This is a genomic window from Azospirillum sp. A1-3 (assembly GCF_023806445.1).
Taxonomy (GTDB): domain Bacteria; phylum Pseudomonadota; class Alphaproteobacteria; order Azospirillales; family Azospirillaceae; genus Azospirillum.
This window is the reverse complement of record NZ_JAMSLU010000008.1, coordinates 384,066-397,407: the sequence shown is the minus strand read 5'-3', so window position 1 is coordinate 397,407 and position 13,342 is coordinate 384,066. Positions and strand designations below refer to the sequence as shown.

Sequence of the window (13,342 nt, the reverse complement as noted above, 5' to 3'; positions counted from 1 at the left end):
TTACGAGAACTCCCGCACGGTGTGCAGGTGGTTGAGCGGGCCGTGGCCGTGGCCCAGGCCGGGGGCGGTCAGGATCGCCCTCTCGACATAGCGCCGCGCGCGGGCCACCGCGTCGCGGGTGCTCAGGCCCTGGGCCAGACCGGCGGCGATGGCCGATGACAGGGTGCAGCCGGTGCCGTGGGTGTGGGGGGTGTGGACGCGGCGGCCTTCGAACACCGTCTCGCCCTCTTCCGTCAGCAGCAGGTCGTAGAGGGTGTCGTCCTCCAGATGGCCGCCCTTCAGCAGAACCGATTTCGGGCCGAAGCTCAGCATCAGTTCGGCGGCGCGGCGCATGTCATCCAGATCGCGGATCGGCAGGTCGGTCAGCGCCTCGGCCTCCGGCAGGTTGGGCGTCACCACCTCGGCCAGCGGCAGCAGGCGCTTGCGCAGGGTCAGCACGGCATCGGGGTCGAGCAGATGGTGGCCGCTCTTGGCGATCATCACCGGATCGAGCACCAGCGGCACGTTGACCGCGCGCTCCTCATACTCCGCGGCCACCGCCTCGATGACGGGAGCGTTGGCGAGCATGCCGATCTTCACCGCGTCGGCGCCGATATCCTCCAGCACCAGCTTCATCTGCAGGGCGACGAAGGCGGGATCGACCGGCACCACGCCATAGACGCCGGTGGTGTTCTGCGCCGTCAGCGCGGCGATGGCGGTCATGGCATAGGCGCCGAGCGCGCTGACCGCCTTGATGTCGGCCTGGATGCCGGCCCCGCCGCCGGAATCGGAGCCGGCGACGATCAGGACGCGGCCGTTGACGGTGTTGCTGGCGCTCATTGCGCGGCCTCCAGGCTGCGGGCGGCGCTGGCCTGGATGGCGTCGGCGATGTCGGCGACCACGCTGTGGACCAGCGTCTCGTCGTCGCCCTCCGCCATCACGCGGATGACCGGTTCGGTGCCCGACTTGCGGATCAGGATGCGGCCGCCCGACGCCAGACGGGCCTCGCCATCCTTGATCGCCTGCTGGACGACGGCATCCTCAAGCGGCTTGGTCCCTGCGGAGAAGCGGACGTTGGTCAGCTTCTGCGGCACCGGATCGAAGACGCGGCAGACCTCGCTGGCCGCGCGGCCATCGGCCTGGATCAGTACCGCCAGCACCTGCAGCGCCGCGATCAGCCCGTCGCCGGTGGTGGAATAGTCGGACAGCACGACATGGCCCGACTGCTCGCCGCCGACGTTATAGCCGCGCTCGCGCATCAGCTCGACGACATAGCGGTCGCCGACGGGGGTGCGGGCCAGATGCAGGCCAAGGCCGCCGAGATGGCGCTCCATGCCCAGGTTGGACATGACCGTGGCGACGACGCCGCCGCCGCGCAGGGTCTGCGACCGCGCCCAGGAGGTGGCGATCAGGCTCATCAGCTGGTCGCCGTCGATCGGGCGGCCGGCCTCGTCCACCATGATGAGGCGGTCGGCGTCGCCGTCCAGCGCGATGCCGAGATGGGCGCCGTGGGTGACCACCTGTTCCTGCAGCGCCTGGGTGGCGGTGGCGCCACAGCCCTTGTTGATGTTGGTACCGTCGGGGCTGACGCCGACCGGGATCACGTCGGCCCCCAACTCGTACAGCACCTTGGGCGCGACCTTGTAGGCGGCGCCGTTGGCGCAATCGACGACGATCTTCAGCCCATCGAGCCGCAGGCCGCGCGGGAAGGTGTTCTTCACATATTCGATGTAGCGGCCGGTGGCGTCGTCCAGGCGGCTGGCGCGGCCGAGATCGGCAGGGCCGGCGAGGTCGGGGGCGAAGGGCAGCGCCATGCGCCGCTCGATCGCCGCCTCCACCTCGTCCGACAGCTTGTAGCCGTCGGGGCCGAACAGCTTGATGCCGTTGTCCTGATAGGGGTTGTGCGAGGCGGAGATCACCACGCCCATGTCGGCACGGAGCGAGCGGGTCAGCATGGCGACCGCCGGGGTCGGCAGCGGACCAACCAGCACCACGTCCATCCCCATGGAGATGAAGCCGGCGGTCAGCGCCGGTTCCAGCAGATAGCCGGACAGCCGGGTGTCCTTGCCGATCACCACCCGGTGGCGGTGGTCGCCGCGGCGGAACTGCAGCGCGGTCGCCATCGCCACGCGCAGGGCCGTTTCGGCGGTCATCGGGTCGATGTTGGCGGTGCCACGGATGCCGTCGGTGCCGAACAGGTGTCGCGTCATGAAAACCTCGTGCAGAGACCGTCTCCAGCCCCGGATGTCGGATCGGGCGGCGGGAAGCGCAAGCGAAGGATGTTTCTTCGCCCGGCAGCCGGGCCGGGTCAAGACTCCTTCGGCGGCTGCGCGAAAGGGTTACAGGGGTGGATCAGCGCGGATGCAACCCTTCCCAGACGGCGCGGGCCTGCGCCGTTTCGGCCACGTCATGGACGCGCAGGATCTGCGCGCCCTGGTTCAGCGTCTCCAGCCCGGCGGCGAGCGAGCCGGCCAGCCGCTCCTTCGGCGGCTCCCCGCGCGACAGGCGGCCGATGAAGCCCTTGCGCGACAGCCCGATCAGCACGGTGCAGCCCAGCGCATGGTACAGCGAGGTGTGGCGCAGGATTTCCATATTGTGCTCCGTCGACTTGCCGAAGCCGATGCCGGGATCGACGGCGATGCGCTCCGCCAGCACGCCGGCTGCGACGCAGCGGGCGACCCGCTCCTCCAGCCAGTCGAACACGTCGAGCGCGGCGTCGCGATAGGTCGGGTTGGCCTGCATGGTGCCGGGATCGCCCTGCATGTGCATCACCACCACCGGAGTGACGGTGCGCGCGACCACCGGCAGGGCCTGCGGGTCGCCCAGCCCGGCGATGTCGTTGACGATGCGGGCGCCGGCCGCGGCGGCGCTCTCCATCACGCTGGCGTGGCGGGTGTCGACCGAGACGGTGGCCCCCTTCGCGGCGAAATGGCGGATGACCGGCAAGACGCGCCGCTCCTCCTCCTCCGGCGGGACCGGGGCGGCGCCGGGGCGGGTGGATTCGCCGCCGATGTCCAGGATGTCGGCGCCGGCGGCCAGCATCGCCTCGCCATGGGCGATGGCGGCGGCGGGATCGAAGAAGTCGCCGCCGTCGGAGAAGCTGTCCGGGGTTACGTTGACGATGCCCATGATCTGCGGCCGGTCGGTCGCCAATCCGGCGAAGGACGCGCGGGCGCGGGTCAGGGCGCCGAGCTGGCGGTCCAGCGCCTCCGCCACCGCGCGGGAACGCTCCCAGCCCCAGGCCATGATTTCAGACAGCGGCGCGAAGGCGCGGTCGATGCGGGAGGCCCCATGGTGCAGGCCATCGCGCACGATCAGTTCGGCGGTGGAGAAGGCGAAGCGCCCGCCGGCCAGCGGCACCGCCGCCCCCTTGGCCCAGGCGGCAATGGGCATCAGGCCGACGGGGCGGAGGTAGACCCGCACCCCCTCCTCTCCCGCCCAGGGACAGAAGCCGGCGAGCGACCCGGCAGCCGATTTGGAAGCGGACTTGGCGGCGGGCTTTGCGGAGAGCGGCGGCATCGGGGGTCCCCTTCACGTCACGGGCTGGCGATACCGTTCCTGGCACGCGACCGGCGGGATGGCAAGGGCGCCATCGCGGACGGCCCCCTCCCCCGTTCCAGGACCGGGAGGAGATCACAGATGGCGCATGTGGGTGGTTTCCCACCGGTTCGGCTGAGGAAGATAGGAGTTCTCCCCGACATCTTTTAATTACATCTTAAGAACCGATTACCACAGTCAAGCGTGGCAACCTTACATCCAGGTTCTTGCGATAATGGGTATCGAGAGCAACATTTGCACCAAGCTATGTAATTTTAAATCTGCAGCCGCCTTGGTTGTTGACTGCAATATCTTGTCCAGCGATTTAATGGAAAGAACCCTTACTGGTCTTAAACTGAAAAATATCTATCGCTCATTTTCCACCGAAGACGCTCTCTCGCTTCTTTCGGAGAAGGAGATCGACATTGTCATCATAAACGCAGATACGATCCGTGAGAAAGCGCTTCAATTTCTGGATATGGTCAGATTCCGCCAGACAAAAGACTCACTTCTAGAAGCGAAGATAAAGCATACCTCTATAATCCCATTCGTGATCACCAGCTCCGCAGTCACGCCGAAAATGGCGGAGAAAGCTGCGGATGCAGGAATATGCGCGTTGGTTTCGATGCCGTTCAGGCCGATTGATTTTATGAACAGAATCAAAAGTCTGCTTTATGTGCACTGTAACGACAACTGCTTCAATATGATAAACCCGTCTCCCGAAGACACCGAATTCCTGGAGGAACCCGGCAGCCTCCGCTGACTTAAGGCCAGAAGCTCCCTGCCCTTTCCTGTGGGAGAGAAAGCGATTTCGCCCATTTCTCACCCCCGCCGAGCCAGCCCGCCCTTCAGCTTCAGCACATAGGTGATGACCTCCGCCACCGCCTGATAGTGCTGGAGCGGGATCGTCGCATCCACCTCCGCCGTGGCGTGGAGGGCGCGGGCCAGCGGCGGGTTCTCGACGATGGGGATGTCGTGTTCCTGGGCCAGCGCGCGGATGCGCAGCGCGATCAGGTCGGCACCCTTGGCAAGGCAGATCGGGGCGGCGGTGCGGCCGCGCTCGTATTCCAGCGCCACGGCGAAATGGGTGGGGTTGGTGATGACCACGGTGGCGCGCGGGACGTTCGCCATCATCCGCTTCTTGGAACGCGAGCGGCGGATGTCGCGCAGGCGGGCCTTGGCGTTGGGGTCGCCCTCGATCTGCTTGTATTCGTCCTTGATCTCCTGGTGGCTCATGCGCAGGCGGCGGCGCCATTCCAGGCGGTTCCACAGCACATCCACCGCCGCCATCAGGACGGTCGCCAGCAGCACCGCCAGCAGCAGCCGCAAGGTCACGTCCCGCAGCAGCACGGGCAATCCGGCGACGTCCATGCCCACAGTATCCTCCGTCCATGCGATGTAGGGCGCCAGCGCGTGCCAGGCGGCAGCGCTGATGATGGCGAGCTTGACCAGGCTCTTGGCGAATTCGACCAGCGCCGGGCGTCCGGCGATCCGCTTCCAGCCCGACGCCGGCGACAGATGCGACCATTTCGGCTGGATGCGGTCGCTTGCCACGACAAACGGCCCCTGCCCCAGCGCCGACACCACCACCCCGCCAAGCAGGATGCCCAGCACCGGCAGCAGGGCCACCGCCACGCCGCCGATCAGCCAATAGAGGCTGTGAATGACGTCGATGGCGCTGCCGTCGATGCGGATGTCGTCAGGGTTCTCGATCAGCGGCAGAAGCAGGGCCGACAGGTTCGCGGCGACACCGGGCACCGCCATCAGCACGATCATCCAGGCGGCGACCATCGCCGACAGTAGGCCGACGTCACGGGCACGGGGGACGTCGCCCTTTTCCGCCGCCTCGCGCAGGCGTTTTTCTGTCGGTTCCTCGGTTTTCTGTTCGTCGTCCTGCTCCGCCATGCGTCAGGACCCCGACAGCCAGCCGCCGAGCGCCGCGACGAAGGCGGTCAGCATGGCGCCGGCGGTCGCCATGAACAGGCCCATGCCGACCATCAGCACGCCGGGGGTGGCGACGAAATAGACGGGCATCGCCGGCATCACCCGGTTGACCAGCCCGAGCGCCACATTCACCACCAGCCCATAGAGGATGAAGGGCGCCGCCAGCCCGACGCCCAACCGGAAGGTGGTCGCCAGCAGTTCGGCGAAGCGCTGGGCGACCATGCCCAAATCGGGAAACACCCCCGCCGGCCAGGAGCCGTAGGAGCGCGCCAGCGCGCCGATCATCAGGTAATGCACATCCGATGCGAACAGCAGCGCCAGCCCGCCGATCAGCAGCACGCCGGACAGCACCGACCCGCCCTCGAACCCCGCCGCCTCCATGGAGAAGGGGTTGCTGAGGCCGACGACCTGCGCCACCAGCGCGCCGGTGGTCTGCAAGGCCGCCATGAACAGCCGGGCGCCGAGGCCGAGATAGGCGCCGACCAGCGTCTCCCCGGCCAGCGCGCGCAGCATTTCCACCGGCTGGTCCGGCATGCGGTCGGGCAGGCCGTCCACCCCCGGCAGCAACACCAGCGTGAGGATGATCGCCAGCGCCGCCCGCACCCGCATCGGCACCGCCGCCTCGCCGAAGCCCGGCAACAGGCCGATGGCCGCCGCCACCCGCGCCAGCACGATGAAGCCGCGGTAGATCTCCAGGGTGAGGAACTGGCTGAGGTCCACCATCCGGCTAAACCTGATCGACGGTCTTGAGCGATGCCTTGCGGTGAAGCTCGGCATGGCTCAGCACAGGGGTCATCGGGCTGACCCGCTCCAGCAGGGAGCGGACGAAGGGGCGCACCTCCGCCCCCACCAGCAGGGCGGGCCAGATTTGCGAGGTGGCGTGCTTCTGGATCTTCAGGCGCACGGCGGTCAGGAACTCCTGCACCTGGCTGGGCGGCATGACGAAGCGGCGGTCGTCGCCCTCCACCACGATGTGGTCGAGCAGCGCCTGCTCCCAGCGCGGGCTGAGGGCGATGACCGAGACGAAGCCGTCCGGCCCGGCCAGACCCTGGTGGATCTGCTGGCCCAGCCGCATGCGCACATGTTCGGTGATCAGGGTGATGTGGCGGGTCCAGCCGACCGCCTCCGCCACCGCCTCGACGATGGCCGGCAGGTTGCGGATCGAGACCCGTTCCGACAGCAACTGTTGCAGCACGCGCTGAAGGACGACCAGCGAGATCTGGCTCGGCACCATGTCGTTGATCAGCTTCTGGTACTCGCGCCCCAGCCCGTCGATCAGCTTCTGCAAGGCGGCGAAGGTCAGCAGGGTGGACAGGTTGTCCTTGATGACCTCGGTCAGGTGGGTGGTGATGACGCTTTCCGGGTCGACGACGGTGTAGCCCTTCGCCACCGCCTCCTCGTGGCGGGCCGGGTCGATCCATTTGGCCTGGAGGCCGAAGGTCGGCTCGCGCGTCGCGTCGCCGGCGATGTCGGGCACGGCGCCGCCGGTGGGATCGATGGCGAGCAGGTGCTTGGGCCGCACCTCGCCCTTCGCGGCCTCCACCCCCATGATGCTGATGACGTAGCTCTTGGGCGGCAGGAAGCTGGAATCCTTGATGCGCACCGACGGCAGGACGAAGCCGAACTCGGTGGCGAAGCGCTTGCGCAGGGTCTTCACCTTGGTGGTCAGCGGGCCGTTCTTGTTGAGGATCAGCGGGACGAGGTGGTTGCCGACCTCCACCTTCACCTCGTCGACCTTCAGCATGTCCTCCACCGCCTCTTCCGGGACGGCGGGGGGCGCCTTGCGGCTTTCCTCCAGCTTGGCCAGCGCCGCGGCACGGGCCTTGCGGCGCGGGGCGTACCAGCCGAGCGCGGCGAAGGCGGCGCCGATGGCGAGAAAGGGCGCCATCGGCAATCCTGGCGTCAGCGCCAGCGCCACCAGCAGTCCGGCCGCCACCAGCAGCGCCTTCGGATAGGCGCCGAGCTGGTCGATCACCGCCTTTTCGGCGGAGCCGATGTTGCCGCCCTTGGTCACCAAGAGGCCGGCGGCGAGCGACACCACCAGGGCCGGGATCTGCGTCGCCAGCCCGTCGCCCACCGTCAGGGTGGTGTAGGCGGATGCGGCAGCGTCGAAGCTCATCCCCTTCTGGACGATGCCGATCGCCATGCCGCCGAGAACATTGATGACGGTGATGACCAGACCGGCCACCGCGTCACCGCGCACGAATTTGGAGGCGCCGTCCATCGCGCCGTAGAAGGTGCTTTCGTCCTCCAGCTCCTTGCGGCGGCGGCGGGCCTCGGCCTCGTCGATCATGCCGGCGGACAGGTCGGCGTCGATCGCCATCTGCTTGCCGGGAATGGCGTCGAGCGTGAAGCGGGCGCCGACCTCGGCGATGCGGGTGGCGCCCTTGGTGATGACGACGAAGTTGATGACCACCAGGATGCAGAAGATCACCACGCCGATGACGAAGTTGCCGCCCATCACGAACTGGCTGAAGCCCTGGATGACGTGGCCGGCGGCGCCGTGGCCGTGATGTCCCTCGCTGAGGATCAGGCGGGTCGACGCGATGTTCAGCGCCAGCCGCAGCATCGTCACCACCAGCAGCACGGTGGGGAAGGACGAGAAATCCAGCGGGCGCGGGATCCACAAGGACACCATCAGCACCAGCACCGCGACCGAGAAGGACAGCGCCAGCCCGAGATCGAGGAACCAGGACGGCACCGGCAGGAACAGCACCGCCAGCACCAGCAGGATGCCGACCGCGAACAGCACGTCGCGGTTGGCCAGCCCGATGTCGCCGAGCAGGCCGAACCGGCTGCGGACGTGATCCGTGAGGGTCATGGGGGTCCGGATGGGTTCGAGGGAGGGACGATTGTCCGGCAACGATAGGCGGGTGCGGTAAAACCGGGATTTAAACGGCTCCCTTGGCCCGTCATTGCGCCGGCAGCAGCGGGCGGGCCGGGCCGTCGGCGAACAGGCCGGACAGGAAACTGAGACGGCCGCGTTCGGCCGCGGTCCAGGTCGGAACGGCGCCGCTGGGACCGGCCGCCAGCGTTTCCAGATAGCCGAGCGCGCCGGCGACCCAGCGCAGATTGCCGATCACCCGCTGGCGATAGGCCTCGCCGCGCTCGGACTGGGCGGAGTGGTAGCGGGCGATGGCGGTTTCCAGCGAGCCGTGGTCGCGCCGCAGGGCCGACAGGAAGGACGCGGCATAGCGGGCATTGGCGACCGGGTCGAAGGCGGTGGCGAGGTCGGGGAAGGCGTCGGGGTGCCAGCGCAGGTTCACCTGCAGACAGCCGACGTCGATGGACTGAACGCCGCGCGCCTGGGTCTCGCGCACGAAGGCGATGGCGGCGTCGCGGGTCGGGAAATAGTGGGAGCGGCCCTCGGTGTTGACGGTCCAGGGCCAGGCGGTGAACAGCCGATCCTCCGTCCGCCGGCCGGATTCGGTGAAGCCCATCGCCAGCAGCAGATGGTCGGAAATGCCGGCCGCCTTCTCCGCATCGAGGATGGCGGCGATGCATTGCGCTTCCGGCGGCAGGGCCTTGGCTGGCGGCTGGGACGGCGGTTGCGGCGGGGCGTAGAGCGCGGTGCTCCACACGCCGATCTGCGAGGGGTTGGCCGGCGGCGCCGCCGCACCGCCGGCCGGACTTACGAGCAGCCCGAGAAGGGGGATGACCGCTCGCAACCGGAACATCAGTCGGCAGCCTCAGTCTATGGCGACGATCAGGTCGCTCAGCCGGTCGGCGTAGGTGGCGAGCGTGCCGTACATGAAGGGCAGCGCCAGCACCGTCACCACCAGGATCGCGACGATCTTCGGCACGAAAGTCAGCGTCATCTCCTGCACCTGGGTCAGTGCCTGCACCAGAGAGATCGACACGCCCACCACGACGGCGACGATCAGCGGCGGGGCCGCGACCAGCAGGGTCGTCCAGATGCCGCTGCGCAGCACCTCCAGCACGTCGGCCTGGTTCATGGGGGTGGGGTCCTCTGGTGTGGGGAGTGTCGGCTTCGATGCCCCCTCCCTAACCCTCCCCCGCTTCGCGGGAGAGGGGACCAAGTGCAAGAGCGGCGGAGTTCCCTCTCCCGCGTGAGCGGGGGAGGGTTAGGGTGGGGGCAAGTGCGAGGACTCAAACCGCAATCCGCATGATCTCCTGGTACGCCTGGACCATCTTGTCGCGGATGGCGACGACGCTCTGCACCGTCATTTCCGCCGCCAGGACCGAGCGCACGACGTCCTGCGCGCTGGCCTTGCCCGATACGGCGGCGAGCGACACACGCTCGCTCTCCTTCAGCGTGTCGACCGCTTGGGAGATCGACTTGTCGAGGAAGCCGCCGAAATCGCTTTCGGCACTGGCGGCCACCGCGTCGGTCCCGTTGGCGGCGGACAGCGGCGAGGTCGCCGCCTGGGTCTCGGCCAAACCTTTGAGATTGGCGCCGCTGGCGATGGGGCTGCGGTTGGCGGCGTAGGCGGCGGCGACGCGGCCGACGGACATCTCGATCATGGGACGGCTCCTCAGCTGCGCAGCAGGTCGACGACGCGGTTCATCATCGCGCGCGACTGTTCGATGACGTTCATGCTGGCCTCGAAGGCTCGGCCAGCCTCGCGCATGTCCATCATTTCGATCAGCGGCTGGACGTTGGGCTTCTTGACATAGCCCTTGCCGTCGGCCGCCGGGTGCGAGGGGTCGTAGGCGAGCTGGAAGTCGCTGCGGTCGCGGCCGATCTGCTTGACCTGCACCAGCTCCGCCCCGACGCCGCGGTCCATCACGCTGTCGAAGGACACCGTCTTGCGGCGGTAGGGGTCGCCGCCCTTGGTGGTGGCGGTGCTGTCGGCGTTGGCGAGGTTTTCCGCCACCACGCGCAGGCGGGTCGATTGCGCCTGAAGCCCGGCGCCGGCGATCTTCAGCGTGGCGCCGAGGACATCGTTCATCATCGCTCGTCTCCGTCCTAAAAAGCCGTCAGCCGTTTCGCCCTTAGCCATTTCTCCAGGCCATGCGCAGCATCTGCACATTGCGCTGGAACAGGCTGGTGGTCAGCGCGAAGGCGTCGCGGGTCTCGCTGCCCTTGATCATCTCCTGGTCCAGCGACACCGCGTTGCCGCTGGGGGTCGATTCCCACAAGCCCGCCTTGCCTTCCTCGCGGTAGGGCGTGGCGGCGCGGCTGCCGACCAGATGAAGGCCGGAGGTGCGGGCGGTCTCCACCGGGCGGATGCCCTCCATGACGCTGTCGAAGGATTTCAGGTCGCGCGCCTGATAGTCGGGCGTGTTGGCGTTCACGACATTCTCGGCGATCAGCTTCTGCCGCTGCGCCAGATAGTCGAGGCGCGTGCCGGCAAGCTGGAATAAACCGATTTTACTCAAATCCATTGCGACCTCGTTCCACCACATCTCACCGGAACACAAGGCCGGACGATGAGCCCGCCCGTTTAAAACCGGATTTAAATTCGCTGCTCTAGGCTGTCTCCATTGATGGGCATGATGGAGACAGCGCCGATGCCGGCACTCGCCACCCTGGCGGCCGAACTCGATCGGCTGCCGACGCGCCAGTGGCGCGGGGAAATCCGCTCCGCCGCCGGCATGACGCTGGAGGTCGACGGGCTGCAGCGCGTGCTGTCGGTCGGCGACAAATGCCATGCGGAAACCCTGCGCGGCGGGCGCGTGCTGTGCGAGACCATCGGCTTCCGCAACGGCCGCTCGCTGCTGATGGCCTTCGACAACCTCGACGGGGTGGCGGAGGGCTGCGCCGCCGTCACCGACGACACCGCGTTCATGCTGCGGCCCGGTCCGGGATGGCTGGGGCGGGTGGTGAACGCGCTGGGCGAGCCCATCGACGGCAAGGGTCCGTTGGTGAATGGCGAGCATCCGCGATCCTTGCGCCAGCCGCCGCCGGCCGCCTGCGCCCGACGCCGGGTGGGGGCGCGGCTGGACAGCGGCATCCGGGTGATCGACAGCTTCGTCCCGCTGTGCCGTGGGCAGCGGCTGGGCGTCTTCGCCGGGTCGGGCGTCGGCAAATCGACCCTGCTGGCCATGGTCGCCCGCCATGCCGAGGCCGACGCCATCGTCATCGGCCTGATCGGCGAGCGCGGGCGCGAGGTGCGCGAATTCATCCAGGACGATCTGGGGGCGGAGGGGCTGGCGCGCTCCGTCGTCATCGTCGCCACGTCGGACGAGCCGCCGCTGATGCGCCGGCAGGCGGCGCTGCTGACCATGACGGTGGCCGAGGAGCTGCGGGATCAGGGCAAGCACGTGCTGTGCCTGATGGACAGCGTCACCCGCTTCGCCATGGCCCAGCGCGAGATCGGACTGGCCGCCGGGGAACCGCCGACGGCCAAAAGCTATCCGCCGAGCGTCTTCGCCGAACTGCCCCGCCTGCTGGAACGGGCGGGGCCGGGGCCGGAAGGGAGTGGTGAGGGGGACATCACCGCCATCTTCACCGTGCTGGTGGATGGCGACGACCATGACGAGCCCATCGCCGACGCGGTGCGCGGCATCCTCGACGGGCATCTGGTGCTGGATCGCAAGATCGCCGAGCAGGGGCGCTATCCCGCCGTCAACCTGCTGCGCAGCGTGTCGCGCACCCTGCCCGGCTGCCATGACGCGCGGGAGAACCGCATCGTCGGCCGCGCCCGCGCGCTGGCCGCCACCTATGACGGCATGAAGGAGATGATCCGGCTCGGCGCCTACAAGCGCGGCACCGATCCGGAAACCGACGCCGCCATCGACCTGCACCCGCAGCTGGAAGACTTCCTTCGCCAGGGCAAGGACGATCCCTCGCCATCCGCCGAGAGTTTCGCGCGGCTGGACACGCTGCTCGCCGCCATCGGAGACCAAGCATGAGCGTGAATACGAAACTGGCCGCCCAGGCCGTCACCCCGCCCATGGCACAGCGTAAGTCCGCCGAACCGGAAGAAACGCTGGCGGACAAGATGAGCGTCGGGTTCGACGATCTGCTCGACGTGGTCAACCCGCTCCAGCAATTGCCGGTGGTGTCGTCGGTCTACCGCGAGGCGACGGGGGAAGGCATCTCGATCCCGGCACGGCTGGCCGGCGGCTTCCTGTTCGGCGGCCTGCCCGGCCTGATCGGCAGCGCCGCGATGGTGGCGTTCGAGGAGGTCACCGGCGACAGCGTGCTGGGCCATATCGGCAGCCTGCTGGAGGATGGGACGGAGACGGCGGCGAAGGGTACGCCGGCCGGGACGCTGCCCTGGATGAACGGTGGCGGCGATGGCGCGGACTCCGCCCTGCCCTCCCCTCAATCCTTGGCAGAGGCTTTGCGGCGCAAGTCCGGCGGAGCGGCGGGAGACGTGGCGGCAGTGGTGCCGACGGGTGAACAGCCGGCGCCGCAACTGCTGGCGAAGCTCTACAGCCTGGAGGCGACGGCGAAGGCCGGTGCGCCCGGGGTGGTGCGCAAGGCGGGGTGACCAACCCGCCCTTGCGCACCACCGCCGGGCGCGGTTCAATGATCCGCACGGCGTTCCATGATGAGCGGGCTGGCGGTGGACGAAGACAAGGATAACAGCAAGGGAAGGGGACGGCGGCGGCTGTGGCTCCTGGTCGGCCATGGAGCGGTCGGCTTGGCCACCGCCGGGGCGTTCCTGCCCATCCTGCCCACCGTTCCCTTCCTGCTGGTCGCCGGCTGGGCTTATGCCCGCAGCAATCCCGAATTGCGGGAGCGGATGCGCAACGATCCGCGGTTCGGCCCCGCCGTGCGCGAGTGGCAGGACCGCGGCGCCATTCCGGTGAAGGCGAAGGTCATGGCGGTCGGCGGCATGTCGTCCAGCTTCGCCGTGCTCGCCCTGTCGTCGCCCGGATATCCGGTGCTCGCCGGCACCGGCGCGGTGATGGCGGCGGCGGCTGTGTATGTGGTGTCGCGTCCGCCCCCTATGGACCGATAAGCCCC

General features: G+C 68.3%; 15 protein-coding genes. 4 read left to right on the top strand and 11 right to left on the bottom strand.

What is annotated here, in order from left to right; translation table 11 throughout:
* The 3 genes from thiD to folP form a co-directional block, all read right to left on the bottom strand.
* A complete protein-coding gene (gene thiD / locus M5E06_RS34820; protein ID WP_252142160.1) occupies positions 1-819 on the bottom strand; it encodes a bifunctional hydroxymethylpyrimidine kinase/phosphomethylpyrimidine kinase in 819 nt (272 codons plus the stop codon).
* The gene (gene glmM, locus M5E06_RS34815) at positions 816-2,189 is read right to left on the bottom strand and encodes a phosphoglucosamine mutase (protein ID WP_252142159.1); all 1,374 of its coding nucleotides are present in this window, start codon (positions 2,187-2,189) and stop codon (positions 816-818) included. Before glmM ends, thiD begins: the two co-directional genes overlap by 4 nt.
* A 142-nt stretch (positions 2,190-2,331) precedes the next feature.
* Entirely contained in the window at positions 2,332-3,498 is a 1,167-nt protein-coding gene (folP, locus tag M5E06_RS34810) for a dihydropteroate synthase (RefSeq protein WP_252142158.1), read from the bottom strand.
* 253 nt (positions 3,499-3,751) lie between these two features.
* On the opposite strand from folP, the gene M5E06_RS34805 reads away from it, so the two are divergent.
* Positions 3,752-4,279 carry a response regulator gene (locus M5E06_RS34805; protein WP_252142157.1) on the top strand — a complete coding sequence of 176 codons (528 nt, stop codon included), beginning with the start codon at positions 3,752-3,754 and terminating at the stop codon, positions 4,277-4,279.
* A 59-nt stretch (positions 4,280-4,338) separates the two neighbouring features.
* Here M5E06_RS34805 and flhB read toward each other — a convergent pair whose 3' ends face one another.
* From flhB to M5E06_RS34765, 8 genes are all read right to left on the bottom strand, one after another.
* Positions 4,339-5,421 (bottom strand): flagellar biosynthesis protein FlhB, encoded by a 1,083-nt coding sequence (gene flhB, locus M5E06_RS34800; protein WP_109150899.1) that lies wholly within the window; start codon positions 5,419-5,421, stop codon positions 4,339-4,341.
* 3 nt (positions 5,422-5,424) lie between these two features.
* Positions 5,425-6,183: a flagellar biosynthetic protein FliR gene (locus tag M5E06_RS34795; protein ID WP_252142156.1), complete on the bottom strand. Its 759-nt coding sequence runs from the start codon at positions 6,181-6,183 to the stop codon at positions 5,425-5,427.
* A 4-nt stretch (positions 6,184-6,187) separates the two neighbouring features.
* The gene (gene flhA / locus M5E06_RS34790; protein WP_252142155.1) at positions 6,188-8,281 is read right to left on the bottom strand and encodes a flagellar biosynthesis protein FlhA; all 2,094 of its coding nucleotides are present in this window, start codon (positions 8,279-8,281) and stop codon (positions 6,188-6,190) included.
* Between the two features lie 91 nt (positions 8,282-8,372).
* Positions 8,373-9,137, bottom strand: a complete 765-nt coding sequence (locus tag M5E06_RS34785; protein WP_252142154.1) for a lysozyme family protein — start codon at positions 9,135-9,137, stop codon at positions 8,373-8,375.
* Positions 9,138-9,149: 12 nt separating this feature from the next.
* Positions 9,150-9,416, bottom strand: a complete 267-nt coding sequence (gene fliQ, locus M5E06_RS34780) for a flagellar biosynthesis protein FliQ (RefSeq protein ID WP_085090915.1) — start codon at positions 9,414-9,416, stop codon at positions 9,150-9,152.
* 154 nt (positions 9,417-9,570) lie between these two features.
* Positions 9,571-9,945, bottom strand: a complete 375-nt coding sequence (fliE, locus tag M5E06_RS34775) for a flagellar hook-basal body complex protein FliE (RefSeq protein ID WP_252142153.1) — start codon at positions 9,943-9,945, stop codon at positions 9,571-9,573.
* Positions 9,946-9,956: 11 nt separating this feature from the next.
* Positions 9,957-10,376 (bottom strand): flagellar basal body rod protein FlgC, encoded by a 420-nt coding sequence (gene flgC / locus M5E06_RS34770; protein ID WP_252142152.1) that lies wholly within the window; start codon positions 10,374-10,376, stop codon positions 9,957-9,959.
* A 40-nt stretch (positions 10,377-10,416) separates the two neighbouring features.
* The gene (locus M5E06_RS34765) at positions 10,417-10,809 is read right to left on the bottom strand and encodes a flagellar biosynthesis protein FlgG (RefSeq protein ID WP_109154025.1); all 393 of its coding nucleotides are present in this window, start codon (positions 10,807-10,809) and stop codon (positions 10,417-10,419) included.
* A 126-nt stretch (positions 10,810-10,935) separates the two neighbouring features.
* On the opposite strand from M5E06_RS34765, the gene fliI reads away from it, so the two are divergent.
* The 3 genes from fliI to M5E06_RS34750 are packed head-to-tail and all read left to right on the top strand — an operon-like array spanning position 10,936 to position 13,337.
* Positions 10,936-12,279: a flagellar protein export ATPase FliI gene (gene fliI, locus M5E06_RS34760; RefSeq protein WP_252142151.1), complete on the top strand. Its 1,344-nt coding sequence runs from the start codon at positions 10,936-10,938 to the stop codon at positions 12,277-12,279.
* Positions 12,276-12,863: a hypothetical protein gene (locus tag M5E06_RS34755; protein ID WP_252142150.1), complete on the top strand. Its 588-nt coding sequence runs from the start codon at positions 12,276-12,278 to the stop codon at positions 12,861-12,863. The genes fliI and M5E06_RS34755 overlap by 4 nt, the downstream gene beginning before the upstream one ends.
* A gap of 57 nt (positions 12,864-12,920) precedes the next feature.
* Positions 12,921-13,337: a YbaN family protein gene (locus M5E06_RS34750; RefSeq protein WP_252142149.1), complete on the top strand. Its 417-nt coding sequence runs from the start codon at positions 12,921-12,923 to the stop codon at positions 13,335-13,337.
* Positions 13,338-13,342 lie beyond the last annotated feature (5 nt).

Bases quoted from the DNA above. Each gene is read 5' to 3' on its own strand.
- glmM (WP_252142159.1), bottom strand. From the start codon at position 2,189: ATGACGCGACACCTGTTCGGCACCGACGGCATCCGTGGCACCGCCAAC.
- M5E06_RS34765 (WP_109154025.1), bottom strand. From the start codon at position 10,809: ATGGATTTGAGTAAAATCGGTTTATTCCAGCTTGCCGGCACGCGCCTC.
- M5E06_RS34795 (WP_252142156.1), bottom strand. From the start codon at position 6,183: ATGGTGGACCTCAGCCAGTTCCTCACCCTGGAGATCTACCGCGGCTTC.
- M5E06_RS34785 (WP_252142154.1), bottom strand. From the start codon at position 9,137: ATGTTCCGGTTGCGAGCGGTCATCCCCCTTCTCGGGCTGCTCGTAAGT.
- flhA (WP_252142155.1), bottom strand. From the start codon at position 8,281: ATGACCCTCACGGATCACGTCCGCAGCCGGTTCGGCCTGCTCGGCGAC.
- fliQ (WP_085090915.1), bottom strand. From the start codon at position 9,416: ATGAACCAGGCCGACGTGCTGGAGGTGCTGCGCAGCGGCATCTGGACG.
- folP (WP_252142158.1), bottom strand. From the start codon at position 3,498: ATGCCGCCGCTCTCCGCAAAGCCCGCCGCCAAGTCCGCTTCCAAATCG.
- fliI (WP_252142151.1), top strand. From the start codon at position 10,936: ATGCCGGCACTCGCCACCCTGGCGGCCGAACTCGATCGGCTGCCGACG.
- M5E06_RS34755 (WP_252142150.1), top strand. From the start codon at position 12,276: ATGAGCGTGAATACGAAACTGGCCGCCCAGGCCGTCACCCCGCCCATG.
- flhB (WP_109150899.1), bottom strand. From the start codon at position 5,421: ATGGCGGAGCAGGACGACGAACAGAAAACCGAGGAACCGACAGAAAAA.
- fliE (WP_252142153.1), bottom strand. From the start codon at position 9,945: ATGATCGAGATGTCCGTCGGCCGCGTCGCCGCCGCCTACGCCGCCAAC.
- thiD (WP_252142160.1), bottom strand. From the start codon at position 819: ATGAGCGCCAGCAACACCGTCAACGGCCGCGTCCTGATCGTCGCCGGC.
- M5E06_RS34805 (WP_252142157.1), top strand. From the start codon at position 3,752: ATGGGTATCGAGAGCAACATTTGCACCAAGCTATGTAATTTTAAATCT.
- M5E06_RS34750 (WP_252142149.1), top strand. From the start codon at position 12,921: ATGATGAGCGGGCTGGCGGTGGACGAAGACAAGGATAACAGCAAGGGA.
- flgC (WP_252142152.1), bottom strand. From the start codon at position 10,376: ATGATGAACGATGTCCTCGGCGCCACGCTGAAGATCGCCGGCGCCGGG.